This window comes from Pseudomonas sp. V88_4, from assembly GCF_029967985.1.
In the GTDB taxonomy this organism is placed as follows: Bacteria; Pseudomonadota; Gammaproteobacteria; order Pseudomonadales; family Pseudomonadaceae; genus Aquipseudomonas; species Aquipseudomonas glycinae.
Genome location: NZ_JASCAF010000027.1, coordinates 18,526 through 42,197, shown reverse-complemented (window position 1 = coordinate 42,197; position 23,672 = coordinate 18,526). Strand labels below are relative to the sequence as shown.

27 protein-coding genes, 1 tRNA gene and 2 pseudogenes are annotated in these 23,672 nt (G+C 57.1%); 10 read left to right on the top strand and 20 right to left on the bottom strand.

The window, feature by feature from the left end; all coding sequences use genetic code 11:
• Window positions 1-78: 78 nt before the first annotated feature.
• Window positions 79-1,626 carry an RNA-binding protein gene (locus QLG12_RS07445; protein WP_282474235.1) on the bottom strand — a complete coding sequence of 516 codons (1,548 nt, stop codon included), beginning with the start codon at window positions 1,624-1,626 and terminating at the stop codon, window positions 79-81.
• Window positions 1,627-1,831: 205 nt separating this feature from the next.
• Here QLG12_RS07445 and rtcR point away from each other — a divergent pair, with 205 nt between their 5' ends.
• On the top strand, window positions 1,832-3,433 hold the full coding sequence (rtcR, locus tag QLG12_RS07440) for an RNA repair transcriptional activator RtcR (RefSeq protein ID WP_282474234.1): 1,602 nt from the start codon (window positions 1,832-1,834) through the stop codon (window positions 3,431-3,433).
• A 342-nt stretch (window positions 3,434-3,775) separates the two neighbouring features.
• A complete protein-coding gene (locus QLG12_RS07435) occupies window positions 3,776-4,033 on the top strand; it encodes a hypothetical protein (protein ID WP_197870840.1) in 258 nt (85 codons plus the stop codon).
• A gap of 14 nt (window positions 4,034-4,047) precedes the next feature.
• Here the strand turns inward: QLG12_RS07435 and QLG12_RS07430 are convergent, their stop codons facing one another.
• Window positions 4,048-4,317: a hypothetical protein gene (locus QLG12_RS07430; RefSeq protein ID WP_064378873.1), complete on the bottom strand. Its 270-nt coding sequence runs from the start codon at window positions 4,315-4,317 to the stop codon at window positions 4,048-4,050.
• Window positions 4,318-4,375: 58 nt separating this feature from the next.
• Between QLG12_RS07430 and QLG12_RS07425 the strand changes: the two genes are divergently transcribed.
• Window positions 4,376-4,651 carry a hypothetical protein gene (locus QLG12_RS07425; protein ID WP_236195318.1) on the top strand — a complete coding sequence of 92 codons (276 nt, stop codon included), beginning with the start codon at window positions 4,376-4,378 and terminating at the stop codon, window positions 4,649-4,651.
• 27 nt (window positions 4,652-4,678) lie between these two features.
• On the top strand, window positions 4,679-5,599 hold the full coding sequence (locus QLG12_RS07420; RefSeq protein WP_282474233.1) for a hypothetical protein: 921 nt from the start codon (window positions 4,679-4,681) through the stop codon (window positions 5,597-5,599).
• Between the two features lie 22 nt (window positions 5,600-5,621).
• Here QLG12_RS07420 and QLG12_RS07415 read toward each other — a convergent pair whose 3' ends face one another.
• Both QLG12_RS07415 and QLG12_RS07410 read right to left on the bottom strand, forming a co-directional pair.
• On the bottom strand, window positions 5,622-6,131 hold the full coding sequence (locus QLG12_RS07415; RefSeq protein WP_282474278.1) for a lysis system i-spanin subunit Rz: 510 nt from the start codon (window positions 6,129-6,131) through the stop codon (window positions 5,622-5,624).
• Window positions 6,131-6,554 (bottom strand): annotated as a pseudogene (locus QLG12_RS07410) (cell wall hydrolase). Before QLG12_RS07410 ends, QLG12_RS07415 begins: the two are co-directional and overlap by 1 nt.
• Window positions 6,555-6,742: 188 nt before the next feature.
• On the opposite strand from QLG12_RS07410, the gene QLG12_RS07405 reads away from it, so the two are divergent.
• Window positions 6,743-8,185: a hypothetical protein gene (locus tag QLG12_RS07405; RefSeq protein WP_282474232.1), complete on the top strand. Its 1,443-nt coding sequence runs from the start codon at window positions 6,743-6,745 to the stop codon at window positions 8,183-8,185.
• Between the two features lie 541 nt (window positions 8,186-8,726).
• Here QLG12_RS07405 and QLG12_RS07400 read toward each other — a convergent pair.
• The gene (locus QLG12_RS07400) at window positions 8,727-9,332 is read right to left on the bottom strand and encodes a hypothetical protein (RefSeq protein ID WP_282474231.1); all 606 of its coding nucleotides are present in this window, start codon (window positions 9,330-9,332) and stop codon (window positions 8,727-8,729) included.
• A 216-nt stretch (window positions 9,333-9,548) separates the two neighbouring features.
• Entirely contained in the window at window positions 9,549-9,812 is a 264-nt protein-coding gene (locus QLG12_RS07395; protein WP_232253810.1) for a hypothetical protein, read from the bottom strand.
• Between the two features lie 175 nt (window positions 9,813-9,987).
• Here QLG12_RS07395 and QLG12_RS07390 point away from each other — a divergent pair, with 175 nt between their 5' ends.
• Together QLG12_RS07390 and QLG12_RS07385 are read left to right on the top strand one after the other, a co-directional pair.
• Entirely contained in the window at window positions 9,988-10,200 is a 213-nt protein-coding gene (locus QLG12_RS07390) for a hypothetical protein (RefSeq protein WP_197869543.1), read from the top strand.
• Window positions 10,200-11,310, top strand: a pseudogene (locus QLG12_RS07385) (phage integrase Arm DNA-binding domain-containing protein). The gene QLG12_RS07390 and the pseudogene QLG12_RS07385 overlap by 1 nt, the downstream one beginning before the upstream one ends.
• 89 nt (window positions 11,311-11,399) lie before the next feature.
• Here QLG12_RS07385 and QLG12_RS07380 read toward each other — a convergent pair.
• The 9 genes from QLG12_RS07380 to thrS form a co-directional block, all read right to left on the bottom strand.
• Window positions 11,400-11,476 (bottom strand) — tRNA-Pro (locus QLG12_RS07380).
• A gap of 89 nt (window positions 11,477-11,565) precedes the next feature.
• Complete coding sequence (locus QLG12_RS07375) at window positions 11,566-11,922, bottom strand: MerR family transcriptional regulator (protein WP_003179985.1); 357 nt, start codon at window positions 11,920-11,922, stop codon at window positions 11,566-11,568.
• Window positions 11,903-12,205: an integration host factor subunit alpha gene (gene ihfA / locus QLG12_RS07370; RefSeq protein WP_002553164.1), complete on the bottom strand. Its 303-nt coding sequence runs from the start codon at window positions 12,203-12,205 to the stop codon at window positions 11,903-11,905. Before ihfA ends, QLG12_RS07375 begins: the two co-directional genes overlap by 20 nt.
• A 3-nt stretch (window positions 12,206-12,208) precedes the next feature.
• Window positions 12,209-14,587 carry a phenylalanine--tRNA ligase subunit beta gene (gene pheT, locus QLG12_RS07365; protein WP_197869416.1) on the bottom strand — a complete coding sequence of 793 codons (2,379 nt, stop codon included), beginning with the start codon at window positions 14,585-14,587 and terminating at the stop codon, window positions 12,209-12,211.
• A 26-nt stretch (window positions 14,588-14,613) separates the two neighbouring features.
• A complete protein-coding gene (gene pheS / locus QLG12_RS07360) occupies window positions 14,614-15,630 on the bottom strand; it encodes a phenylalanine--tRNA ligase subunit alpha (protein ID WP_011333387.1) in 1,017 nt (338 codons plus the stop codon).
• A gap of 109 nt (window positions 15,631-15,739) precedes the next feature.
• Window positions 15,740-16,096 carry a 50S ribosomal protein L20 gene (rplT, locus tag QLG12_RS07355; protein ID WP_002553161.1) on the bottom strand — a complete coding sequence of 119 codons (357 nt, stop codon included), beginning with the start codon at window positions 16,094-16,096 and terminating at the stop codon, window positions 15,740-15,742.
• A 30-nt stretch (window positions 16,097-16,126) separates the two neighbouring features.
• Complete coding sequence (rpmI, locus tag QLG12_RS07350) at window positions 16,127-16,321, bottom strand: 50S ribosomal protein L35 (protein WP_002553160.1); 195 nt, start codon at window positions 16,319-16,321, stop codon at window positions 16,127-16,129.
• A 60-nt stretch (window positions 16,322-16,381) separates the two neighbouring features.
• A complete protein-coding gene (gene infC, locus QLG12_RS07345) occupies window positions 16,382-16,933 on the bottom strand; it encodes a translation initiation factor IF-3 (RefSeq protein ID WP_169432615.1) in 552 nt (183 codons plus the stop codon).
• Window positions 16,933-18,855, bottom strand: a complete 1,923-nt coding sequence (gene thrS / locus QLG12_RS07340; RefSeq protein WP_064378870.1) for a threonine--tRNA ligase — start codon at window positions 18,853-18,855, stop codon at window positions 16,933-16,935. The genes infC and thrS overlap by 1 nt, the downstream gene beginning before the upstream one ends.
• A 371-nt stretch (window positions 18,856-19,226) precedes the next feature.
• Here thrS and QLG12_RS07335 point away from each other — a divergent pair, with 371 nt between their 5' ends.
• Window positions 19,227-19,526 carry a hypothetical protein gene (locus tag QLG12_RS07335; protein ID WP_169429682.1) on the top strand — a complete coding sequence of 100 codons (300 nt, stop codon included), beginning with the start codon at window positions 19,227-19,229 and terminating at the stop codon, window positions 19,524-19,526.
• A gap of 292 nt (window positions 19,527-19,818) precedes the next feature.
• On the top strand, window positions 19,819-20,031 hold the full coding sequence (locus QLG12_RS07330; RefSeq protein WP_007956027.1) for a cold-shock protein: 213 nt from the start codon (window positions 19,819-19,821) through the stop codon (window positions 20,029-20,031).
• Window positions 20,032-20,101: 70 nt separating this feature from the next.
• Here the strand turns inward: QLG12_RS07330 and QLG12_RS07325 are convergent, their stop codons facing one another.
• Both QLG12_RS07325 and QLG12_RS07320 read right to left on the bottom strand, forming a co-directional pair.
• Window positions 20,102-20,419, bottom strand: coding sequence for an I78 family peptidase inhibitor (locus tag QLG12_RS07325; protein WP_282474230.1), 318 nt, complete (start codon window positions 20,417-20,419; stop codon window positions 20,102-20,104).
• Window positions 20,420-20,584: 165 nt separating this feature from the next.
• Entirely contained in the window at window positions 20,585-20,890 is a 306-nt protein-coding gene (locus tag QLG12_RS07320) for a hypothetical protein (protein ID WP_041475194.1), read from the bottom strand.
• Between the two features lie 129 nt (window positions 20,891-21,019).
• On the opposite strand from QLG12_RS07320, the gene QLG12_RS07315 reads away from it, so the two are divergent.
• Entirely contained in the window at window positions 21,020-21,232 is a 213-nt protein-coding gene (locus QLG12_RS07315; protein WP_197869420.1) for a hypothetical protein, read from the top strand.
• Window positions 21,233-21,265: 33 nt separating this feature from the next.
• On the opposite strand, the gene QLG12_RS07310 is transcribed toward QLG12_RS07315, so the two are convergent.
• The 3 genes from QLG12_RS07310 to rbsK are packed head-to-tail and all read right to left on the bottom strand — an operon-like array spanning window position 21,266 to window position 23,657.
• Window positions 21,266-22,294: a nucleoside hydrolase gene (locus QLG12_RS07310; RefSeq protein WP_197869421.1), complete on the bottom strand. Its 1,029-nt coding sequence runs from the start codon at window positions 22,292-22,294 to the stop codon at window positions 21,266-21,268.
• A gap of 44 nt (window positions 22,295-22,338) precedes the next feature.
• Window positions 22,339-22,743, bottom strand: coding sequence for a D-ribose pyranase (gene rbsD, locus QLG12_RS07305; RefSeq protein WP_007956017.1), 405 nt, complete (start codon window positions 22,741-22,743; stop codon window positions 22,339-22,341).
• Window positions 22,740-23,657 (bottom strand): ribokinase, encoded by a 918-nt coding sequence (rbsK, locus tag QLG12_RS07300; protein ID WP_236195312.1) that lies wholly within the window; start codon window positions 23,655-23,657, stop codon window positions 22,740-22,742. Before rbsK ends, rbsD begins: the two co-directional genes overlap by 4 nt.
• Window positions 23,658-23,672: the final 15 nt, after the last annotated feature.

The following is a 23,672-nucleotide window of genomic DNA, read 5'->3' as shown; positions in this document are numbered from 1 at the left end:
TTTGGTGAAACGTCTTGGATGTAGTCCCACCGGCATTCAGTGCCCGCGACAAATCAATTCGTTGGGCGGCTCATCGCCTCACCCCATGCGTTCAATCGCTTCGACCCAGTGCTGCGGCCCATACCGGCCAGCAGTGAACTGCTCGATCACATCAAACACCGCGTCACTGAAACCGCCGACATTCAGGATGTCGTCACGATCCGCCGCCGGTGTCGCCCAACCCGGTTGCAGGTCAATGCAGACCAGACGTGCCTGGGGGTTGATCCGCTTTATCCGTTCCCATTGCAGCATCGTCTCGCTGGCGCCCTGGCGTCGCGCATCGATCCAGGATTCGTTGTCCGACACCATGATCAGCGTATCGACCCTGGCCTTGCTGTCCGCCAGCTTTTTCAACGGCGCAGAGCAGCAGGTTCCGCCGCCGAAAATGCCCGCAAGCTTTTCGGCGTTGCTGATCACACTGTCGCGCGGGTTGAGGGTGATATCCACCACCTTCCATTCGAACGGCATCACCCGCGCCGTTGGCTGTTTACGCAACACCGCCGCCGTAATCAGCGCCGCCACATCGATGCAGCGCACCGCCGTGGTCGCGCCCTGACGGTAACCGGTCAGCGGGCTCCCCATCGAGCCGGAAACATCCGGGCAAACCACCACCGCACCTTGCAGCTTCGGCACATTGGTCAATGACAGCTCCAGCGCATCCTGCAAAGCCTCGCGTATCAGCGCCGGCACGTCATCGCCGACCATCCGGTACGCCGCCAGCAACTGGTACGGATACACCCGCGCCTTGGCCACGGCTTCAGGATCCGCCAACCGCGCGGCCACGTATTCGGTGCAACCCGGTACTTCAAAAGCACCGTGGCGCGCCAGCGTATTGAGGTTGATGCGCAGGCCCTGCCATCCCATATTTCGTGCCTGAGCGGCCCATTGCTCCTTGCTCAATGTTTCGTTACCGAGCAATTGAAAAGGCACTTCAGGCACTTGATCACTCGCACCGCTGCGAAAAGCCAGCAAATCGCGAGTCAGTGCGGGCAATGCCTGGGCATCCACCGGTTTGCCGATCAGCCAGGCAAAAAACGCTTCGCGCCAGGCCTCGGACGGTTTTGGGTGAACCATCTTCACCACATCTGCCAGCGAAGGCAGATTGCCGATCGATGCCTGCAACAGCTGTCGTTCGGTCGCGCTGTTCAGCCAGTTCTGCACCAGACGCTTGGGTTGGGAGCCGAGGGAGCGGCGACCGGTGGCGCCACTGCGCAGGATCTGCACGAAATTGCGCAGCATCTTGCCACTGTCCACGACCTGCCCGAACACCTCCGGCACCAGCGCCGAGCGCTGAGCCGCCAGCGCCGCCAGCAACAAGGCCGGCATGTCTTTCATATGGCCCTTCTGACGAGCGTAAAGCGCGGCATTCGCCACGAAGCGGCTGTCCAGCTCTGCCACCAGCTTCAACACCTGATCCAACTGACCTTGAGCGGATGCGTAAAAGGTCGAATTCAGGCAACCGGTGACTGCCAGCTGGGCCAGCTGATGCTTGGGCGTGTAGGCATAAGCCGCAGCCCCGGAAGCATTCAAGGTGTCGCACGCCGGCAGGTTTTTCGATTGCGTGTTGAAGAGGTTGAAGTTGGCCATCGTGGCGTCTCGCTGTGTTGTCCTGTTCGTTGTGACAGGTATTGCAGCCGCTGTGCCAGCTTTTAAAAACGCTCATGAATTAATTTTATCTATTTGATTTTAAAAGGTTTTATCTTGCATCCGCGCATCTCTTAATTTTCGCCACGACAAATAACGCCCTCGAACACTATCATTGGTTATCGTCATTTATCTTTCAGGATAATCAATGTCCAGCAAGCGCACTGTCGCCATCGGTTTCATCGGTGCCACCCTCGATCGAGTAGGCAAAGGCGCCAACCGCTGGAACCATTGGCGGCCTAGCGTGGGCCTGTGCCAGCAGCCGGATGTCTTGATCCATCGACTGGAACTGATACACGGCACGGACGCCCGGGACGCGAGCCTGGCCGAACGCATTCGCGAGGACATCCGTCAGGTGTCGCCGGATACAGAGGTACGCCTGCACCCGATGGCGTTGCGCAACCCCTGGGATTTCGAAGAGGTCTACGGCGCACTTCACGACTTCACCTCCGAATACACCTTCGATACCGAGCGTGAGGACTATCTGGTGCACATCACTACGGGGACGCACGTCGCGCAGATCTGCTGGTTCTTGCTGACCGAGGCGCGCTACCTGCCGGCGCGCCTGATCCAGACCTCCCCCGCCCGCCGCAAGAGCGATGAAGAGCCAGCCACCGGCACCCACGCCCTGATCGACCTGGACCTGTCGCGCTACGACCGGATTGCCTCACGCTTCACCCACAAACGCCTGGAAGGCCTGGAGTTTCTCAAGTCCGGCATCGCCACTCGCAACACCGCGTTCAACCGCTCCATCGAGCAGATCGAACGCGTGGCCGTGCGCTCCAAAGCGCCGATGCTGCTGATCGGCCCGACCGGCGCCGGCAAATCCTTTCTTGCCCGACGCATCTATGAGCTCAAACGCAGTCGCCATCAAATGCAGGGACGCTTCGTTGAAGTCAACTGCGCCACCTTGCGTGGCGACGGAGCAATGTCCGCGCTGTTCGGCCACGTCAAAGGCGCCTTTACCGGCGCACAAGGCGCCCGCGACGGCCTGCTGCGGGCGGCTGATGGCGGCATGTTGTTCCTCGACGAGATCGGCGAACTGGGGGCAGATGAACAAGCCATGCTGCTCAAGGCCATCGAAGAGAAGCGCTTCTTCCCGCTGGGCTCGGACAAGGAAGTCGACAGCGACTTTCTGATCATCGCCGGCACCCACCGCGACCTGCGCAGTCGCGTCGCCGAAGGTCTGTTCCGGGAAGATCTCTACGCACGGATCAACCTCTGGACGTTCGACCTGCCAGGCTTGGCCGGACGCCGCGAAGACATCGAACCCAATATCGATTTCGAGCTTGAACGTCACGCACGCGAATACGGCCAACTGGTGCGTTTCAATCTTGAAGCCCGACGGCGCTACCTGAGTTTCGCCAGCTCACGGGAAGCTGCGTGGCTGGGCAACTTCCGCGAACTCTCGGCCTCGATCACGCGCATGGCGACGCTGGCCGACAGCGGACGAATCGATGAAGCGCAAGTGGAAGAGGAAATTGACCGGCTGCGGTATGCGTGGGGGCTGGCGCAACCGGCCAGTGCGACGACTGACCTGCCGGGCGATGCCGACACGCTGGATCTGTTCGATCGATTGCAATTGAAGGCGGTACTGGAGGTTTGCAAACAGGCAGACAGCTTGTCGGATGCCGGCAGGCGACTGTTCGGCGTGTCACGACAGGCCAAGGCGCAGCCCAACGATGCGGACCGATTGAGGAAGTACCTCGGACGGTTCGGTATTGACTGGAGCCAGTTGCGAGAGCAGTGAAGCGCGGCCGCAATCCTCTGCACCGTTGATATAGACTGCGCTACACCGCAATACAGGCACCGACGGCAGGACAGACACCGATGGACTTACTGGAGTTTTTTTCAAACCTGCTATCGGCTCTGGACAGTTTCCAGACGTCCGGCCAAAAGCCTCGCAGAGTCTTCACCCGCGGATTTGTCGTGACGTGCGTCTTTGTGGCGATCATCGAGCTGTTCTTGCTTAACCATATCTATAGCGGGCGTCCGTGAACGAATAAATACGAGTTCCCGCCCGTCAGTTGACCGGCACTTTACCCCGCGTCAGAACTTCCAACGTCTATCCACCTGACGCGGAAGCCCGACGATGAACAGAACCATTGCAGCCCTCATGCTTGGAAGTCTTTTATCTGCCACCGCACCGCTGGCGATCGCGGGAAGCACCGTTCCGCCTACGGGTATTCCCGGAGTCAACCAGGGAGGCACCGAATCCAAGGAAGACAAGGCCGACAAAAAGGGTGAAGAAGCGTCGGGGTCGAACTCCGGTGCAGAGTCCCATGAAACCGAGAAGGATGCGCAAACATCCAGCGGCTCAAAGGATAGGATGGAAGAAAAGAAGCCCTGAACGATTTAGCCGACTCAGCGGTTTTCGCAGGCGTAAAAAAGCCGATCTCTTCGATCGGCTTTTTCGTATGACGCTTCTCCCGCCTTTTTCGCCAGTAAAAACCAAGCAAGCAGGTATCGGCGCTTCCGATAAAGGCCTGTGGAGAAAGTCATGCTTTTGCTGGCCAAGCCAAGCGATGACCGCATTGGGAGGATCAATATTAAACTAATGCGGCCGGCCTGCACTTGAACGATGCCAAACCGAGTCAAGACAACCGCGCCCGGCGCCAGGAAGCGATGCAACATGCCTGATATCCTTCCCTGTCAGGAATCCAAGCCCCCGCGCTTTTCAAGGACGTAGTAAATGAATTCGCAAAATATCGTGCGTTACTGGCATGCCGTCGAACTGCTGCAACCTCAGGCAGTCCCAAAGCTGAAGAAGCGCGACAGCGACTACCAGCCGTTTTTCCAAGACATACCCACCTCGGCCCAAATCCTGCCGTGGATGCCAGCCAATCCTCTGAGCCAGCAGCGCCTGCCGAACAAACGTTTATGGAGTCACACGCTCTACGCACACCTCTACAACAACCTGAATGTTTCTCGTCAGCTAGAGACTCTTTACGGCGCCGACCAAGGTTAAAAGAAGCCACAACAAAGGCTCGCCGCCTTGTATGCGCTCAAGTTCAACGATCAAGGCATAATGCTGGTCGATAGCTTGGTGCTATCCAGCGAGGCATGGTTCGTCGGCTGTGCCATCAACAAGAAAGACTGGACACGCGGCTTCGAAGAGACCCAGGACTCCCTCCGCGAAGAGGCTAAAAGCCTGCTCAGTGGCGTGGTCAACGCCGCAGACCTGCCGCACCTGACAAACCATATTCGTCAGACTTTGGGACTCGACGAGTTTTTCGCAGACGAGCCGCGCAAACATCGCTTCCGCTCAGCACCGATCGACCCGAACAAACCCGAACAAGAAGACGATCCACTCAACAGCTTCCTGCTAAGCGATTTGGCCGACACGGCTGATGCCCTGACCCGTGGTGAAACCAGCGAGCCGTTGGCCCGCTACCTGAGTCATCACGACACCACCCAGCGCCTGCACCTCGACAAGCCCGAAGCAGATATGGCTCTGATTGATCGCCTCGCCCCCCCCTCGCGTTATGCGACCGGCTGCTGGCCTGCCGAAAGGCATCTGGGGTTGGTGCACTCCCAACAATTGGCAGTCAACAGTCTGCTCCAAAACCTCAGCAACAATACCGGCATAATGGGCGTCAACGGCCCGCCAGGTACCGGGAAGACCACCCTACTCCGCGACCTAATCGCGGCGGTGGTGACACAACGAGCCGACTTATTGGCCTCGTTGAGCAGGGCCTCGGACGCCTTCATCCAGGATGGTCGCGAATCCGCCAACGATGGCAGACGCGAGCGCTTTGCCTATCAACTCAACCCTCGCCGGACGGCTACATGGCGACGCTTCGAGAAAAAGCGGCAGAGACAGCATTGCTCCGCCGGGAGATGTCCAGCCTGCGCACGTCGGCGAATGCGCACAAAAAAGAAGCGAAAACCCTTCGCGGCATGCTTGAGGGGCTGACGCCTCAGACGAAGACAAGTATCTAGCGCGCGGGTGCCAGCGCCTTCACGTAAGCTTGGCAAGCCTGCAAAGCAATCAATCCCCGATCGCCCTCGTCGGTGATGGCGGCAATTCGTTGAGCATGCGCTGGGTCAAGTCGGGCGCGTATGGCTGCATGATCCACGCCGCCGGCGCCGGGGGTGGCAGGCACCGAACAGCCACTGGCTGAACGCGCGTCGAGGAGGACTGACAGCCGCAGATCAGAAGTGGCAAGGCGATCGCGCAGAAGAGCCTGGGCTTTTTGAGCATTGGTCATTTTCTCGGATTGGGTTTTGTCACTGGCCGCCAGCCGCTGCTCGAGCGCCAGCCGCTTATCCTGCTCGGCCTGCTGAGCGGTGGCGCCGACCACGGCCAGTTGATTGAGAGTTTCGGCGCTCAGCCTGGCCTGCTCGGCAAGTTGCTGGCCATAGCGCCAGTCCTGAAACTGCCAAGCGCTGCCAAAGCCGGCGAGGACGAGCGCCAGCGCGCCTATAACCTTCCACGGCACCGCCATCATGGAACGTCCTTGAAGAAGACGTGGCCGCCCAGACGAAGAGTCTGCTTTTCCTTCGCTGCCCAGGCCGGTGCCTTGATGCTGGTCGCGTAATAGTGCGTGGCGCCGCCGGTAGGATCTGGCACCGCGCCGTCGATCACCTTGTCAGCAGCGATATGCGCCTGCGCCAATTCGCGGAAGCGGGATCTGCTTCACGCCGATCAAGAACTGATAGTTCGCGTCGGACTTGTTCCAGCAACTGAACTGATAGGGCTTTTGGCAAACGCCGGCGTAGCCTTCACCCCAACACGACCTTTCTTTTCCATCGAACACGCGGTTGCGAACCGTCCACGCCACGGCGATCTGGCCGGCAGTTCCTTCGCCGCGCGCCTCACCCCAAAGCGTACGGGCGAGGATGTCTCGGTCTGTTTCAGTGACGCTCATAACGTTTCTCCTGGCAGAGATTGCCGCAACGGTTTTGTCATGTAAGGACGAATGCGTGGAGCGATAGCATCCACGCTACTTCATCGCAATTGATGTAGAATCGCGCAATTTTTCCAACACTCGACAAGCACGAAAATCAAATCCCGGCGAAGAGTTACGTCTGAAGCGCGGAATAAAAATGGTGACACATGAACCAAATGACACATGATTTTTCGATACAGCGCGGTAGAAAAGCGTTGCTTCTTCGACATCAACAGATAGCGGCCTTTATAGCGACAACACTAATATTTCTTACGCTGCACAAAATTATGGGTGTTGCTGTCTTCCCCTGGGACTCTGGCAATTACTGGAAACTTAGCAGTATTGACAACTTGCTAAACTTTCCAAAGACCATAAGAGGATACTTCTTTCCAGCGCTGCTATTTCCAGCCAGATATGCATCAGACACATTTGACGCTTTAGGTTATTTCCCTTATAGAATTATTACATCCGTCGTATATGGATACTTCTTCGCCATTCTAATTCCTAAATTTTATTTGCAGCTATTTGGCGGCCAGGTATCATTCGGGCGACGACTGATCACACCTCTGCTTGTGGCGGTGCTATTTCCCGGCGTAATTGTTTATCCACTGAGCGATCTGCCTGCTTTGGCTCTGATGGTATGCGCGTCCATTTGCGTGCTATCTTCCGCCTGCACATCTGGCGCATTCAAACGTTACGCCCTATTGGTGCTTTCGGGAATACTTGCCTATGGCGCTTATAACAGTAGATCTATATACCTTTTCCCGGCCGGACTGTTGGCAATTGGTCTGCCATTCATCATTTTCGTTAAAAGCGGCGTTCGCATTAGAGTCTTCGCCACAATTGCCTTCCTCATTGGCGCGGCAGTTGCCAGCATACCTCAAGTAGCAATTAATTATAAGAATGAAAACTCGCTCTCGCCGCTACTGATTACTACATCACTCTACAATCGCTCATTATTCGCGAACCAGTTACTATGGGGTATTACGTTACAGCGCTACGAAACCTCGATTGATAAAAACTCGCCAGGCCCAGAGGTTTTCTACTTAGACAGGGCAGGAGAAAAGCTATTCACCAAGAATAATATTGGAGCCAGTGCATTCGACTTAGAAACCTATTTAAGACTGGTAATAAGCAACCCTCTCGATTTCTTAGGAATCTACGGTAGACATATTATCAACGGACTCGATCTTCGCGATGGCGAGGTATATACCAAAACATCATTAAAAAACAGGGACGCTTTCGCCCTATTAAGTTTTTTGGTTCTCTTCGCAGGATTGTTGGTAATTGTGATCAATAGAACCACGAATCGCCCCGAGACCGACCAGCAACATAGCCCTTTATTTTGGAGCCTCGTGCTCTTGCTGCCGGTCGTTGCCGTAATTCCCGGAGCTGTTGAAAGCCGTTTCTTCCTCGCGGCTCACCTTTCAGCCTATTGCGCTCTCGCCTACAGCAGTGATTTTGACGCGATTAAAAGTCTCTTACGGAGACACTGGCTAGTGGTTAGCATGGCGCTAATAATGTCGGCGACGCTGTTTTTTTCTATATCTACTGCGACCCAGGCTGACATACAGCATACTTACCCACCGCTTTATAGAGGCCAGTGGTAAAGTCAAATTTGTAATTATCAAACGTGCTTGATGAGATCTGGATCAGGCCGAGTGGGGCGGAAGGATCGATCCGGGAAATTCAAAGATCCTTCCTTCCAGCTACTAAGCTGACCTCGATATCTGAGCCACGCTTTACGAGTACCGCCGAGGAGATCCGCTGGAGGAACATCAGCCTCCGCCTCCTCGAGAGCCTCAAGTTGCCGAGCAGTCGCGGAAAGCTCCTCGCTTCGCCAAGCTCCTTCCGATGCAGCCTTTCCGGCTAAATTTCCGATCTCTTCAAGCTTTGTCAGGAGCCAATTTGGCAGCTCCTCAACCAGAGTTTCGTCGTCTTCCAGAACTATGGTTGCGCTGACCGAGCGAAGCTGACCGTCTGCTTTATTGCATAGGGCATATATCACCTCTCGAACAGGTATCCGTTCGCATAAACGTAAAATAGAGCGTTGGCAGCGCCGTCGTGACGCCATTGAAATGACTGTGTGTTGCTTAAGGGTAAGTCGCAGCTTGAGGCGCTCCCGGCGAGCACAAAATAGCTGTGAGATGCCTAAGAGACCGGAGCCTGTTGGTCGGGATTCCCGAGGCGAGCGTACGTATCTGTAGCGGCATTCTGAAGCATGCAACTCAAATGTGTAGCTGTGATGGGCAAAATGGGGAGGCAACTGACCGTCTGAGGTGCATTGACGGCACCAGACACCAGCAAAAAAGGTGCACTGAACAGCGTCTCTCCATACGAAACCCGTCCGTCGACATGCGTGAATTTCATCAGCGTGTTGGTGGTTTTGAAAAGCGCAGAGCCAATATATCGCCGAGATGCGTCGCCAGTCTTGTGCCTGGCTTTTCCCGAGTAAATAACCGGCGCTGTAGTCACGAGTTCGATGACTGGCGTGCTGGCGTTGTCATAGAAATAAGCGTGGTACATCGTGCTTGCAGTGGGTACCAACCCGGAAAGAGTGATGGTTGATGGCGATAGCAGATTTTTCGCAGTCGACGGGATGTAAACGGATCCACTAGAAAAAGATATCGAGTTCGCGCTGACGTATGTCATGCGGAAGCCGTCGACATAGCCACGACCAACGCCCAAGGTTGCGGCGGTCGCGGCCGATGCAGCGGCGTTTGTTTCGGAAACCGCCGCGGCATTCTTGGAAGCCATCGCGGCGGTGGCCGAGGCGCCCGCATTGGTTTCTGAAGCTGCGGCAGCATTCTTGGACCCCAGCGCGGCAGTGGCAGAGGCGCCCGCATTGGTTTCGGAGGTTGCTGCCGCATTTTTCGAACTCAGCGCCGCACCTGCTGAAGCGCTGGCATTGGCCTCTGACGTCGCTGCGGCGTTCTTCGAGCCGAGGGCGGCTGAGGCTGAATCAGCCGCCTGCTACACGCTTTCTTCGAGCCCATCCAACGCATCCCCGACTTCAAGCGAAGCCTGACGCAGAGCGTCGGCGGTGCCCTTCACGTAGCCCTGCATCGGCGCAAGAGCGTATGCGCCAGCCGTACCGGTCGCCCCCTGATAATTCGGCGCAATCGCCAGTGCGGTGTCGCTCGCAATGTTGATGACTTCATACCAGCTGCCGTCCGGCCCCCGCGCGGCACCGCCCACCCGGGCAAGGAAGTGCGCCATGACCATCACGAAGATCATCAAGGGCCCGCACCGCTTCGGCGGCTTCTGGTGGGTCATCGCCGACTGCGGCGGAAAGGTTCAGCACATGTCCTTCCGCACCGAACAACAGGCTCGCACCACCGCCCCAGGGCAGGACAGCGTGCCCCCTTCATTAAAACCTTCTGCCGCCGCCGGCGGCGGCGTGGAGAAACCCATGAAAAAAGAGCTGATCAAGATCAGTGAGTTCCAGCGCCGTCGCTGGGGCGAGAACGGCACGCCTCCGTGCCCGCAAGCGATCCGCAACTACATCCGGAACGGCCAGGTGCCCGGCGAGCAGATCGGAAAACTCTGGTACGTTGACTGGACGGCGTTCAGCAAGTCGGCAGGGAACGACCTGGTCGCGATGGTATTGAAAGGAGCTGCATGATAGTCCCACGGCCGCGCAACAAGGCGAACAAGAGCCTCCCGCAGAACCTGTACTTCGATTCGCGGCGCTCGACCTATCGCTACCGCCGGCCAACCGACGGTAAGTGGTTTCAGTTCGGCTCCGATCGAATCAAAGCGATCGATGCTGCGAAGCAGTTGAACCTGGAGTTCATGCGCGGCGCTGACCTGATCGGCGCCGTAATGGGCAGCACACCCGAATTGTTCGGCGGCTTCCTGGACACATACGAGCGTGACGTGCTCCCGCCGCGCGAGTTGGCCAAGGGCACGCTCGGGCTTTATGCCGTCCACTTCCGCCGATTCCGAAAGCAGTTCGAAGGCAAAGCCGTCGACCAGATCACGATCCGCATGATCGTGGACATGCTGGACGCGCTTACGCCGCACTGCCAACCAATGTCGGGCCCTGCTGATCGACATCTTCAACCACGCAGCGGCCAGAGGCCTGTGTCCGGACAACCCGGCGGCCAGCATCATCAACCGCATTGAGAAGAAGCAGCGCAAGCGGCACACCGTCGAAGGCCTGAAAGCCATTCGGGAGAAGTCGCCGTTCTGGCTGCAGAACGCGATCGATTTGGCGTTGATCACCGCGCAACGGCGCACCGACATTCTCAACATGCGATTCGACGGGATTCGGGAAGGGTTTCTGTATGTGGTGCAGCAGAAGACGGCCAAGGCCAGCGATGCAGCGTGGATCCGGTTCAGTGTGACCGAAAAACTCCAAGCGGTAATCAGCCGGTGCCGGGATGACATCGTCTCGCCGTACCTGATTCACCGCCGGCCCGTTCGCAAAAAGCAGAAGCAGGCACAGACGAAGGATCACTGGACGCAGGTCGAAGAACGATATTTGACGCGAGCCTTCAAGGAGGCCCGGGAAGCGGCGGGTTGTTACAAGGGATGGAAAGAAGAGGAAATGCCGGGCTTCCACGAATTGCGAGCGCTGTCGCTGCACCTGTACCAGAAGGCCGGGAAAGACGGGCAGAAGATCGCCGGCAACGCCAGCAAAACTATGACTAAAAACTACCAGAAGGACCACGCCGAAATCGTCTGGTCAGAGGCAATTCCAGACCTGAATATCAGCGAAATCACCGGGTAGTTTTGCGCAAGTTTCGCGCGGGTTTTGCGCAGGCACAAAAAAGCCGATCCAGCTGATCGGCTTAAGTGTCTGATTTTACTCAGGAATTATGGTCGGGACGGAGTGATTCGAACACTCGACCCCTAGCACCCCATGCTAGTGCGCTACCGGACTGCGCTACGCCCCGACTAGGCGTGAAACTCGCTCTTCGTCTCGAAGAACGCTCAAGAATATATCGCAAGCTTTTGAAAACTGGAAGTATTTAAAAGCAGGAAATTATTTCTTGAGAACCACCAGAACATCTTCGAGCTCGGCGATCATCTGGCGGATCATTTGCTTGTACTGGGTGGTGTCGTCTTTGGCCTCATCGCCGGACAGTCGCAAACGCGCACCGCCGATGGTGAACCCCTGATCGTAAAGGAGCGCGCGGATCTGCCGGATCATCAGCACGTCCTGGCGCTGATAATACCGGCGGTTTCCGCGGCGTTTGACGGGGTTGAGCTGAGGAAACTCCTGCTCCCAGTAGCGCAGCACGTGTGGTTTTACCGCACACAGCTCGCTGACTTCACCAATGGTGAAGTAGCGTTTGCCCGGGATGACGGGTAGTTCGTCGTTATGACTTGGTTCCAGCATAAGCCTCAACTCGGGCCTTCAACTTCTGCCCTGGACGAAAGGTGACCACACGGCGAGCCGTGATCGGGATTTCTTCCCCCGTTTTCGGGTTGCGGCCAGGCCGCTGGCGTTTGTCCCGAAGGTCGAAATTGCCGAAACCCGACAATTTGACCTGCTCGTTGTCTTCAAGAGCGTGCCTGATTTCCTCGAAAAACAGTTCCACCAACTCCTTGGCTTCCCGCTTGTTCAGGCCCAGCTCTTCATACAGACGTTCCGCCATCTCAGCTTTCGTCAAAGCCCCCATACGTCACTTCCTTAACGTGGCGTTCAACCTTTGTTCGAGCGAGGTGAGGATATCTTGCGTCGTCGAATTCACCTCATCGTCATTAAGAGTGCGCGATGGATGCTGCCAGGTCAAGCCGACTGCGAGGCTTTTTCTATCAGGATCAATGCCTTTACCCTGATACACGTCAAATAGCCTGAGGTCTGTCAGCCATTCGCCTGCATTTTCACGGATTACGTCCAGTACAGCCGAGGCTGCAACGTCTTTGTGCGCAATCAGGGCCAGGTCACGACGCACTTCAGGAAAGCGCGACAACTCGTGGAATTTCGGCATTTTCCCCAGCGCGACTTCAGCCAGAACCAGCTCGAAGACAAACACCGGACGGTCGAGACCCAGGGATTTCGACAGCTCAGGGTGAATCGCGCCGATAAAGCCGACTTCACGCCCGTCCCGCTCGATGCGCGCGGTCTGGCCTGGATGCAGTGCAGGATGCTTGCCCGGTGCAAAAGTGAACTGATCCAGCGCACCGGCAAAGCCCAGCACCGCCTCAACGTCAGCCTTGACGTCAAAGAAGTCGACGGTATCGCGACCTTGCGCCCAGCCTTCCGGCAGACGGCTGCCGCATACCACACCGGCGATCATCGGTTCTTGTTTCAGACCTTCCAGCTGACCGACAAAGCGCAGACCGCTCTCAAACAGACGGACGCGATCCTGCTGACGGTTGAGGTTGTGCTGCAGCGCCTTGACCAGACCCGGCCACAGCGACGAACGCATCGCAGCCATGTCGTTTGAGATCGGATTCGCCAACAGCAACGGATCAACACCCGGGTTGAACAGCTCGAACTGCTTCGGATCGATGAAGCTGTAAGTGATCGCTTCCTGATACCCGCGAGCGACCAGCAGACGACGCAGTTCCGGCAGATCGCTGCGCGCTTCAGCCTTGGCCTGTGGCGCCAGACGAGCTTGCGGGTAACGAACCGGCAGGCGGTTGTAACCGTACAGACGCGCCAGCTCTTCGATCAGATCGACTTCCAGGCTGATATCGAAGCGATGGCTCGGCACTTCTACGCGCCACTGCCCTGCTCCGTCGGCGGAAACCTTCAAACCCAAAGCATTGAGCAGGCGCTCGACTTCGGCCGAATCCATTTCCATGCCCAGCATCTGAGTGATGCGCTGCGCACGCAGGGTGATCGGCGCGATCGACGGCAAGTGCTGCTCGCTGACGGTTTCGATGATCGGGCCAGCTTCGCCACCAGTGATTTCCAGCAGCAGGCCAGTGGCACGCTCCATGGCTTCACGGGCCAGTTGCCAGTCCACACCGCGCTCGTAGCGGTGCGAAGCGTCGGTGTGCAGACCGTAGGAACGAGCCTTGCCCGCCACCGCGATCTGGTCGAAGAACGCACTTTCAAGGAATACGTCGCGAGTGGTCGCGGACACGCCACTGTGCTCGCCACCCATCACACCGGCAATGGCCAGAGCGCGAGTGTGGTCGGCGATCACCAGGGTATCGCTACGCAGGCTGACTTCCTGACCATCGAGCAGCACAAGCTTCTCGCCCTCTTCTGCCATGCGCACACGGATGCCGCCATTGATTTCGGCGAGATCGAAAGCGTGCAGAGGCTGGCCCAGCTCGAGCATCACGTAGTTGGTGATGTCGACGGCGGCGTCGATGCTGCGGACTTCAGCGCGACGCAGGCGCTCAACCATCCACAGAGGCGTCGGTTTGGACAGGTCTACGTTGCGGATGACCCGGCCCAGATAACGCGGGCAGGCAGCAGGTGCCAGGACTTCTACGGAGCGCACTTCGTCGTGCACTGCAGGAACGGCCATCACCACCGGGCGAGTGACCGGAGCGTCGTACAACGCGCCGACTTCACGGGCCAGACCGGCCAGGGACAGGCAGTCGCCGCGGTTCGGAGTCAGATCGACTTCGATGCTGGCGTCTTCCAGGTCCAGATAAACACGAAAATCTTCGCCCACCGGCGCATCAGCCGGCAGCTCCATCAGACCGTCATTGCCTTCGCCGATCTGAAGTTCGGCTTGCGAGCACAGCATGCCGTTGGACTCGACGCCGCGCAGCTTGGCCTTCTTGATCTTGAAGTCGCCCGGCAGCTCGGCACCGATCATCGCGAACGGAATTTTCAGGCCCGGACGCACGTTTGGCGCACCACACACAACCTGGAAAGTTTCCGCGCCATTGCTGACCTGGCAAACGCGCAATTTGTCGGCATCGGGGTGCTGCTCGGTGCTCAGCACCTCGCCCACCACCACGCCACTGAAAACACCGGCGGCCGGCGTAACGCTATCGACCTCAAGACCGGCCATCGACAGACGGGCAACCAGCGCGTCGCGATCTACCTGCGGGCTGACCCAGCCACGCAGCCATTGTTCACTGAATTTCATCCTGCTCTCCTAAGAATTCGTTACGACTAGCGAAATTGCGCGAGGAACCGCAAGTCGTTGTCGAAGAACAGACGCAAGTCGTTCACGCCGTAACGCAGCATGGCCAGACGCTCAACGCCCATGCCGAAGGCGAAGCCCGAGAACTCTTCCGGATCGATTCCGGACATGCGCAGCACGTTCGGATGAACCATGCCGCAGCCCATCACTTCCAGCCAGCCGGTCTGCTTGCAGACGCGGCAGCCTTTACCGCTGCACATCACGCATTCCATGTCGACTTCGGCGGAAGGCTCGGTGAACGGAAAGTACGAAGGACGGAAACGCACGGCCAGTTCTTTCTCGAAGAACACCCGCAGGAACTCTTCGATCGTGCCTTTTAGGTCGGCGAAGTTGATATCGCGATCGACCAGCAGACCTTCGACCTGATGGAACATCGGCGAGTGGGTGATATCGGAGTCGCTGCGGTACACACGGCCTGGGCAGACGATGCGGATCGGCGGCTTTTTCGATTCCATGGTGCGGACCTGTACCGGCGAGGTATGGGTGCGCAGCAACATGTTGGCGTTGAAATAGAAGGTGTCATGCATCGACCGGGCCGGGTGGTGGCCTGGGATGTTGAGCGCCTCGAAGTTGTGATAGTCGTCTTCGACCTCAGGGCCTTCGGCAATGCCGTAGCCGATATGGGTGAAGAACTGTTCGATACGTTCCAGAGTCCGGGTTACCGGATGCAGACCACCGGAGGTCTGACCACGGCCCGGCAGGGTCACGTCAATGGATTCGGCAGACAGCTTGGCAGCCAGTTCGGCTTCCTCAAACAGAGCCATGCGCGCATTGAGAACGCCTGTAACACGTTCCTTGGCAACGTTGATCAGGGCGCCGACCTGCGGACGCTCTTCTGCCGGCAAATTCCCCAGGGTCTTCATCACCTGAGTCAATTCACCTTTTTTGCCAAGGTATTGAACCCGGATTTGCTCCAGGGCATTGATATCTTCAGCGCTTTGCACAGCCTCTAGTGCTTGAGAGACCAGCGCATCCAGGTTTTCCATGTACAGACTCCAGATACAAAATAGGGGAAGAGCTTGAAGGCTCTTCCCCTATTTATGACGTTTAACACCTGGCCCCACAGAGGTGAGGCCGGGTGACTGTCGGGGGTACTTAAGCCAAGGTGGCTTTAGCTTTCTCGACAATCGCAGCAAACGCCGCTTTTTCGTTCACTGCCAGATCAGCCAGAACCTTACGGTCGATCTCGATGGACGCTTTTTTCAGGCCAGCGATGAAACGGCTGTAGGACAGACCGTTAACACGAGCACCAGCGTTGATACGAGCGATCCACAGAGCGCGGAACTGACGTTTTTTCTGACGACGGTCACGGTAGGCGTATTGGCCTGCCTTGATTACCGCTTGCTTGGCAACACGGAATACGCGGGAGCGTGCGCCGTAGTAGCCTTTAGCAAGTTTCAGAATTTTTTTGTGACGTTTACGGGCAATGACGCCACGCTTTACACGAGCCATGAGTTACTTCCTCTATTCTTGATCCAAAAATTAACGAAGGCGCAGCATGCGCTCGACTTTTGCCACGTCAGACGGATGCAGCAAGCTGCTACCGCGCAGTTGACGCTTACGCTTGGTCGACATTTTGGTCAGGATGTGGCTCTTGAAAGCGTGCTTGTGCTTGATACCGTTAGCAGTTTTCAGAAACCGCTTAGCAGCACCACTTTTGGTTTTCATCTTTGGCATGTTCGGATACTCCGCATTCAGTTGATAAACATAATCAGAAGGCCTGCCGTGCCCTGTTGATTACTTCTTCTTTTTCGGGGCGATGACCATGATCAGCTGGCGTCCTTCCATCTTAGGATGCTGTTCGACCGAACCGTACTCGAGCAGGTCTTGTTCAACCCGCTTGAGGAGTTCCATCCCCAGCTCCTGGTGGGCCATCTCACGGCCGCGGAATCGCAAAGATACCTTGGCCCTGTCCCCGTCACTCAGGAAACGTACCAGGTTGCGCAGTTTTACCTGGTAATCCCCTTCCTCCGTCCCTGGACGAAACTTGATTTCTTTTACCTGAATCTGCTTCTGGTTTTTCTTCGCCGCAGCAATCTGCTTCTTCTTTTCGAAGATCGATTTGCCGTAGTCCATCACACGGCAAACCGGCGGGACTGCGTCGGCAGAAATTTCTACCAGATCAAGCTTTGCTTCTTCAGCAATACGAAGCGCTTCATCAATCGAGACGATGCCAATCTGCTCGCCATCAGCGCCAATTAACCGAACCTCGCGTGCCGAGATATTCTCGTTGATCGGGGCTTTCGGTGCAGCTCGTTTATCTTGTCTCATTTCACGCTTAATAATAATTACTCCGAATCTGGGCGACCACGCCGGGAAACCGCTTGCGCGAGAAACTCAGCGAACTGGGCGACGGGCATCGAGCCCAGGTCAGCACCTTCACGAGTACGCACAGCGACAGTCTGCATCTCGACTTCCTTATCCCCAATAACCAAGAGATATGGAACCTTGAGCAAAGTATGCTCACGGATTTTAAAGCCGATCTTTTCATTTCTCAAGTCGGACTTGGCACGAAACCCGCTTTCGTTGAGAGTTTTTTCGACCTGAGCGACGAAATCTGCCTGTTTATCAGTGATATTCATGATCACTGCCTGGGTTGGCGCCAGCCACGCAGGGAACGCACCTTCGTAGTGCTCGATCAGAATCCCGACGAAACGCTCGAACGAACCGAGGATCGCACGGTGCAACATCACCGGGTGCTTGCGGCTGTTGTCTTCGGAAACGTATTCGGCTCCCAGACGCACAGGCAGGTTGAAATCGAGCTGCAAGGTACCACACTGCCACACGCGGCCGAGGCAATCTTTCAGCGAGAATTCGATTTTCGGACCGTAGAACGCGCCCTCACCCGGCTGCAGATCGTACGGCAGACCCGCGCTGTCAAGGGCTGCAGCCAGTGCTGCCTCGGCGCGATCCCACAACTCGTCGGAACCGACGCGCTTTTCCGGACGAGTGGACAGCTTCATCTCGACGTCGGTAAAGCCGAAGTCGCGGTAAACATCCATGGTCAGCTTGATGAACGCAGCGGATTCAGCCTGCATCTGCTCTTCGGTGCAGAAAATGTGAGCATCGTCCTGAGTGAACGCACGCACACGCATGATGCCGTGCAGCGCGCCCGATGGCTCGTTGCGGTGGCAGGCGCCGAACTCGGCCAGACGCATCGGCAGCTCGCGGTAGCTCTTCAAGCCCTGGTTGAACACCTGCACGTGGCATGGGCAGTTCATTGGCTTGATGGCGTAGTCGCGGCTTTCCGACTCAGTGGTGAACATGTTGTCGGCGTAGTTGGCCCAATGCCCGGATTTCTCCCACAGGCTGCGGTCAACGACTTGCGGCGTCTTGATCTCGAGATAGCCGTTGTCGCGCTGCACTTTGCGCATGTACTGCTCGAGTACCTGGTACAGCGTCCAGCCGTTCGGGTGCCAGAACACCATGCCCGGCGCTTCTTCCTGGGTATGAAACAGGCCCAGGCGCTTGCCGATCTTGCGGTGATCGCGCTTTTCAGCTTCTTCAATACGCTGGATGTAAGCAGCCAGTTGCTTCTTGTCAGCCCACGCGGTGCCATAAACGCGCTGCAATTGCTCGTTTTTGGCATCACCGCGCCAGTAGGCGCCGGACAGCTTGGTCAGCTTGAAGGATTTCAGGAAGCGAGTGTTCGGCACGTGCGGACCGCGGCACATGTCGACATATTCTTCGTGATAGTACAGGCCCATGGCCTGCTCGTTCGGCATGTCTTCGACCAGGCGCAGCTTGTAGTCTTCGCCACGAGCCTTGAACACTTCGATCACTTCGGCACGCGGAGTGACTTTCTTGATGACGTCATATTCTGTATCGATCAGCTGGTGCATGCGCTGTTCGATGGCCGCCATGTCGTCCGGAGTAAAAGGACGCTCGAAGGCGATGTCGTAGTAGAAACCTTCGTCGATGACCGGACCGATGACCATTTTGGCCGTCGGGTACAACTGCTTGACCGCATGGCCAACCAGGTGGGCGCAAGAGTGGCGAATGATCTCCAGCCCCTCTTCATCCTTTGGCGTGATGATTTGCAGTGTCGCATCGCTGTCGATGATGTCGCAGGCGTCGACCAGCTTGCCATTGACCTTGCCGGCTACGGTGGCCTTGGCCAGACCTGCACCGATGGAGGCGGCGACCTCGGCTACGGAAACCGGGTGATCGAATGAACGTTGACTGCCGTCGGGAAGAGTAATAGTTGGCATGGCGCCTCCTCTCCTAGTGGTGACCCCTACCAAAGGTCACGTGGGTTGGGATGAGCCAGTACAAGATCCGATCCAGGCCATTCAATGACGAACGCCTGCCTTACAGCGGCAGGAGCCTTGCGGCCAACCGGAAAACCGAACCAGAGTGACTGGGATTCAAATCGGAAAATTCGTGCGCTGCCGCTACCGGGACTGAAGATCATCCGGAGCCTGCGAACGCCCGAGCCAGGCATGCTAGCACAGATGAACGGTCACCGATGCACTCAGGTTTTAGCGAGAGGCAAATCGTCTGTTTTATGCCAGAGTGCTGAACTTGATCGGCCTTTGGGCCCTCAGATGACAAGACATTGACCCACAAGGAGCATCCTCGCATGCGTCTAAACACCTTATTTGCCGCAGTCGTCCCTTTAGTGCTGCTGTTGCCGCTGAGCGCGCAGGCCGCCTGGCCGAAAGGCGTAAAAGAACAATACATGAACGACTGCACCAAGGCTGCCAGCCAAAGCGTCAATCCGACCGTAGCCAAACAACACTGCACCTGCGGCGCTGATGTTCTGGAGAAGAAATTCACCACGCAGGAAATCGCTCAACTGATGGACAAGAACACCCCGCCAAGCGGTGAGCTGGGTCAGCGTGCACTGAAGGAAATCTCGGTTTGCCGAGTGCAAAAATAAGCCCGAACGAAGCGATTCCAGGACATTCGACAGGCGTAAAACAGCCAGAACGCCCCCGAATTCGATATTTTATGCAGGTTTTATAGCTTTTTTTACACCCCTTCGAATCGGCTGAAAGCCTCTGAAACCGGGGGCTACAGACATTCAAAGTGTCGAAGCGTCTGCAATATGAAAGCAAACAGCACGTCCGGGGGGCTACCAAAGCGAACATTTCGACTATGATACCCCGGTGTGCCCAGTTGGCCTGAGCAGCACAGTACTACTGAAAATATATGTTTCTTGGAGATACACCATGTCTAATCGCCAAACCGGCACCGTTAAATGGTTCAACGATGAAAAAGGCTTCGGCTTCATCACTCCTCAAGGTGGCGGTGACGACCTGTTCGTACACTTCAAAGCTATCGAAACTGACGGTTTCAAAAGCCTGAAAGAAGGCCAGACCGTCTCCTTCGTGGCTGAGAAAGGCCAAAAGGGTATGCAAGCTGCACAAGTTCGCCCAGAGTAATTTCCCGGCGCACTAAAAAAACCCCGTCCATGTGACGGGGTTTTTTATGGGTAAGACAAATGCCCGAAACTCAGCCGCAGCTGACGCGAGTGACCACCAGGTTCTGATCGGTATTCAGGTTGAGGCGATCGGAGCGGTACTCCAAAGTAATCATGTCATTCGGCTTGAGGAACCGGGCGTTCTGCGCACCGGCTTTCTTGCGTGCTTGCTCCAACAGCTCTGGCGAAGCTTTCTTGCCGAGAGCGAACTCCGCAGCCGATACTTCACAACGACCATGTCCGGCCTCAGTCGCCACGGGATCCTTTTGCGACTCGCTGGAGGTCGCGGTGCAACCACCCAACAAAGCAACGGCCATCAGTGCACCCAGTGACGCGAACTTCCAAGGCATGAAGCCTCCTTATTCAATTTTTACCAGAGATCGTGCGACCACCAATACGGCGATTGGTTTCCCGATGAGTGCCATCACCCTGCCCCACCATCGGAAAAACGCCGAGTGTGCCTGAGCAACGCCTGTCGCTTCACCCCGTAAAACGTCACTGAATATTAATGACGTTCAGTAGACATCAATGTAGTCAAAGGGCGGATTCGGCCAGTTGTCCTTGAGCGCATTGAAGATCTGCATAACCCAGACTTCATCACTGGCCGCGACATTTCCGACATATCCCGATCCTTTAGCCCAAGTCTCCAGGCGAAACAGCAAACCGTCGATGTCCTGACCGCCAGTGACACCCGAAGAAATATAAGCAATCCCGCCCTTGGTCACCCGCAGCTGGGTATGTTCGTCATCACTGGCCGACGCAAGCATCTGGCGTACAGCATCAAGGGTCAGGCCGTCGGGGCTATTCAAATCGATCTGCACAGCGCAATCCTTGTTTTTTTGCGGAAACGACCAAGTGTCGCATAGCGCTGTGCTCATGCCTAAGTCGCAGTGCCAACCGCCCGACAAAGTGGTTAACTCAAGACTTCAATCCCGTGACCGAGCCTTGCCATGACCACCGTAAGCATTACCGCCGACATCAAGGCCTCCTGGCCACAAGGGCACAGTTCTTACAGTCCGGGCAGCCCCGAGGAATTGGCATTGATCAGCATTGACTTGCTGGTGAAGACGCTGGGAACGCAAGGCGCGCAGTCATTCATCGCCCAGCTGTTCGAGAAGTATCCCGATGACTTCAAAGGAACATCGGACACCGAGAGGGAGTAGAAGCCCGCAAGCTGACACCTGCGGGCGTATGGCTTACTTCAGACTTTTCAAACGTTCGGTCAGCAGATCGAAGAAGCCCTGGGCATCGCCGTTCTCCACCCAGAAAGCGTTCTTTGGCGCCTTCAGGCCGTCATACCAGTCGACAACGGTCTGGCCGAAGGTCGGGCCTTCACGACTGTCGATCACCACATTCACCGAACGACCCGTGAACAACTCGGGCTTGAGCAGGTAAGCCACGACGGTGGCGTCATGCACCGGGCCACCCGGAATACCGTAGTGCTCCATATCCCCTTTGATGTACTCGTTGAGGATGCCGCCGACAATCTTGCTCGCATTGTTGTTCAGCGCCGCAATCTGCTTCAGGCGCGCATCGCTGGTCAGGATCTTGTGGGTCACGTCCAGCGGCAGATAAGTCAGTTTCACGCCGCTTTTGAGCACCACTTCCGCGGCTTGCGGGTCGGCGTACAAGTTGAATTCCGCCACCGGCGTGATGTTGCCGCCATTGAAGTGAGCGCCACCCATGATCACGACTTCCTTGATGCCCTGAACGATCTCCGGCTCCTGGATCAGCGCCAGGGCCAGGTTGGTCTGCGGGCCGAGCATCGCGATGGTGATGCTGTGCGGCTTGGCTTTTTTCAGGGTGTCGATCAGATAGTTGACCGCATTGCCTTCGGCCAGGCCTTTCTTCGGCTCATGCACGGTGACACCCGACAGGCCTTCCTTGCCATGGATGTTTTCGGCGTAGATCGGCGTGCGCATCAGCGGTTTCGGCGCGCCGGCGTACACCGGAATCTCTTCCCGCCCTGCCCACTCACGGGCCAACCGGGCATTGCGCGAAGTCTTGTCCAGACGCACGTTGCCGGCCACGGTGGTCAACGCGCGAATGTTCAGCTCTTCCGGGGAGGCCAGGGCAAACAACAGGGCGACCACGTCGTCGGCACCCGGATCGGTGTCAATGATCAAGTCGATCTTTTCCGCCGCCTGGGCGCCGGTCGCGGTTATCACGGACAAAAGCAGCAGACTCCGAATCAATTGATGCAATTTTTGAGCATAGCGGTGCATGGCGCATTCCTTGTGCAGATGAAATCAAAAGGGGCGAACCCTGTTTAGAACGTAACTCCAGACACCAGCACGATGTTGCAGTACGGCTGGCATTCGCCCGTACGAACAATCGCTCGTGCCTGTCGGCTGAGTACCTTGAATTGCTCGTGACTGAGCAGGTCACGCCGCCCCAGCGAGCCTTCGTCATTCAGCTCGTCCAGCGTGGACAGCGCGGTCGGTTGCTTGTCGAAAATCTCCTTGGCCAGCGCGTGGCTTTCCACCTGCATCTCGCTGAGCACGACTTTCAGGGTGCTGACGAAATCCGGCACGCCGTGCGTCAACGCCAGGTCGATCAGCTCGACACCCGGCGGCACCGGCAGGCCGGCATCGCCGATCACGACCATGTCGCCATGGCCGAGGGAAGCAATCAGCCGCGACAGGGCGACATTGAGCAAAGGAGTCTTTTTCATGCGGGTTTGAATGCCTGTACGTCGGAGGTGGTGGGAATGGACGGCTGGGCACCTGCCCGGGTGACCGACAGGGCCGCAGCAATCTGTCCAAAACGAATGGCCTCGGCCTCCGTTTTGCCAGCCGCCAGGGCAGCCGCAAAACCGCCAACAAAAGTATCCCCGGCGGCGGTGGTGTCGACAGCCTTCACTTCGGGTGCAGGGAAATGCTGGTAACCCGTGCCGCTGGCGAACAATGACCCTTGCGCGCCCAACGTGATGATGACCTTGCCGGCCCCCAGCGAAATCAGGTGCGCGGCGGCTTTCTCAGCGGTCTCCAGCGAGTCCACCGGCAATCCGCTGAGGGCGGCGGCCTCGCTCTCGTTGGGAATCAGGTAATCGATGGCGGCAAACCAGTCTGCCGGCAGCGGACGACTGGCTGGCGCCGGGTTGAGGATGACTGTCTTGCCCAGCTCACGTCCGCGCTTGAGGGCATGGCCTACGGTGGCATCAGGGATTTCCAACTGGCAGATGATCACGTCGGCAGCCTGCAGCACGGCGTCAAACCGGTCGATGACCGCCGGGGTCATCGAACCATTGGCGCCGGCAACGATGACAATCGCGTTCTGACTGTTGTCATCGACCACGATCAAGGCCACACCACTGGAATCCTCGACCACGCTGACAGCCTGGCAATCGATCTGTTCGGCCAGCAACGCCTCGCGCAATTGCACGCCATAAGCATCGTTGCCGACGCAGCCGACCATCGACACTTTCGCACCCAGACGCGCAGCGGCCACCGCCTGATTGGCGCCCTTGCCACCGGACACGGTCGCGAAGGAATGGCCGATCAGCGTCTCACCACCCCGGGGCAAGCGAGGCGCCCGGGTGACCAGATCCATGTTCAGGCTACCTATTACCACTACATTTGTGGACATACATCACTACTCTTC

Coding starts and splice junctions, on each gene's coding strand:
- QLG12_RS07445 (WP_282474235.1), bottom strand. CDS start 1,626: ATGGCCAACTTCAACCTCTTCAACACGCAATCGAAAAACCTGCCGGCG.
- rtcR (WP_282474234.1), top strand. CDS start 1,832: ATGTCCAGCAAGCGCACTGTCGCCATCGGTTTCATCGGTGCCACCCTC.
- QLG12_RS07435 (WP_197870840.1), top strand. CDS start 3,776: ATGAACAGAACCATTGCAGCCCTCATGCTTGGAAGTCTTTTATCTGCC.
- QLG12_RS07430 (WP_064378873.1), bottom strand. CDS start 4,317: ATGTTGCATCGCTTCCTGGCGCCGGGCGCGGTTGTCTTGACTCGGTTT.
- QLG12_RS07425 (WP_236195318.1), top strand. CDS start 4,376: ATGAATTCGCAAAATATCGTGCGTTACTGGCATGCCGTCGAACTGCTG.
- QLG12_RS07415 (WP_282474278.1), bottom strand. CDS start 6,131: ATGGCGGTGCCGTGGAAGGTTATAGGCGCGCTGGCGCTCGTCCTCGCC.
- QLG12_RS07405 (WP_282474232.1), top strand. CDS start 6,743: ATGAACCAAATGACACATGATTTTTCGATACAGCGCGGTAGAAAAGCG.
- QLG12_RS07400 (WP_282474231.1), bottom strand. CDS start 9,332: ATGGCTTCCAAGAATGCCGCGGCGGTTTCCGAAACAAACGCCGCTGCA.
- QLG12_RS07395 (WP_232253810.1), bottom strand. CDS start 9,812: ATGATCTTCGTGATGGTCATGGCGCACTTCCTTGCCCGGGTGGGCGGT.
- QLG12_RS07390 (WP_197869543.1), top strand. CDS start 9,988: ATGAAAAAAGAGCTGATCAAGATCAGTGAGTTCCAGCGCCGTCGCTGG.
- QLG12_RS07375 (WP_003179985.1), bottom strand. CDS start 11,922: ATGCTGGAACCAAGTCATAACGACGAACTACCCGTCATCCCGGGCAAA.
- ihfA (WP_002553164.1), bottom strand. CDS start 12,205: ATGGGGGCTTTGACGAAAGCTGAGATGGCGGAACGTCTGTATGAAGAG.
- pheT (WP_197869416.1), bottom strand. CDS start 14,587: ATGAAATTCAGTGAACAATGGCTGCGTGGCTGGGTCAGCCCGCAGGTA.
- pheS (WP_011333387.1), bottom strand. CDS start 15,630: ATGGAAAACCTGGATGCGCTGGTCTCTCAAGCACTAGAGGCTGTGCAA.
- rplT (WP_002553161.1), bottom strand. CDS start 16,096: ATGGCTCGTGTAAAGCGTGGCGTCATTGCCCGTAAACGTCACAAAAAA.
- rpmI (WP_002553160.1), bottom strand. CDS start 16,321: ATGCCAAAGATGAAAACCAAAAGTGGTGCTGCTAAGCGGTTTCTGAAA.
- thrS (WP_064378870.1), bottom strand. CDS start 18,855: ATGCCAACTATTACTCTTCCCGACGGCAGTCAACGTTCATTCGATCAC.
- QLG12_RS07335 (WP_169429682.1), top strand. CDS start 19,227: ATGCGTCTAAACACCTTATTTGCCGCAGTCGTCCCTTTAGTGCTGCTG.
- QLG12_RS07330 (WP_007956027.1), top strand. CDS start 19,819: ATGTCTAATCGCCAAACCGGCACCGTTAAATGGTTCAACGATGAAAAA.
- QLG12_RS07325 (WP_282474230.1), bottom strand. CDS start 20,419: ATGCCTTGGAAGTTCGCGTCACTGGGTGCACTGATGGCCGTTGCTTTG.
- QLG12_RS07315 (WP_197869420.1), top strand. CDS start 21,020: ATGACCACCGTAAGCATTACCGCCGACATCAAGGCCTCCTGGCCACAA.
- QLG12_RS07310 (WP_197869421.1), bottom strand. CDS start 22,294: ATGCACCGCTATGCTCAAAAATTGCATCAATTGATTCGGAGTCTGCTG.
- rbsD (WP_007956017.1), bottom strand. CDS start 22,743: ATGAAAAAGACTCCTTTGCTCAATGTCGCCCTGTCGCGGCTGATTGCT.
- rbsK (WP_236195312.1), bottom strand. CDS start 23,657: ATGTCCACAAATGTAGTGGTAATAGGTAGCCTGAACATGGATCTGGTC.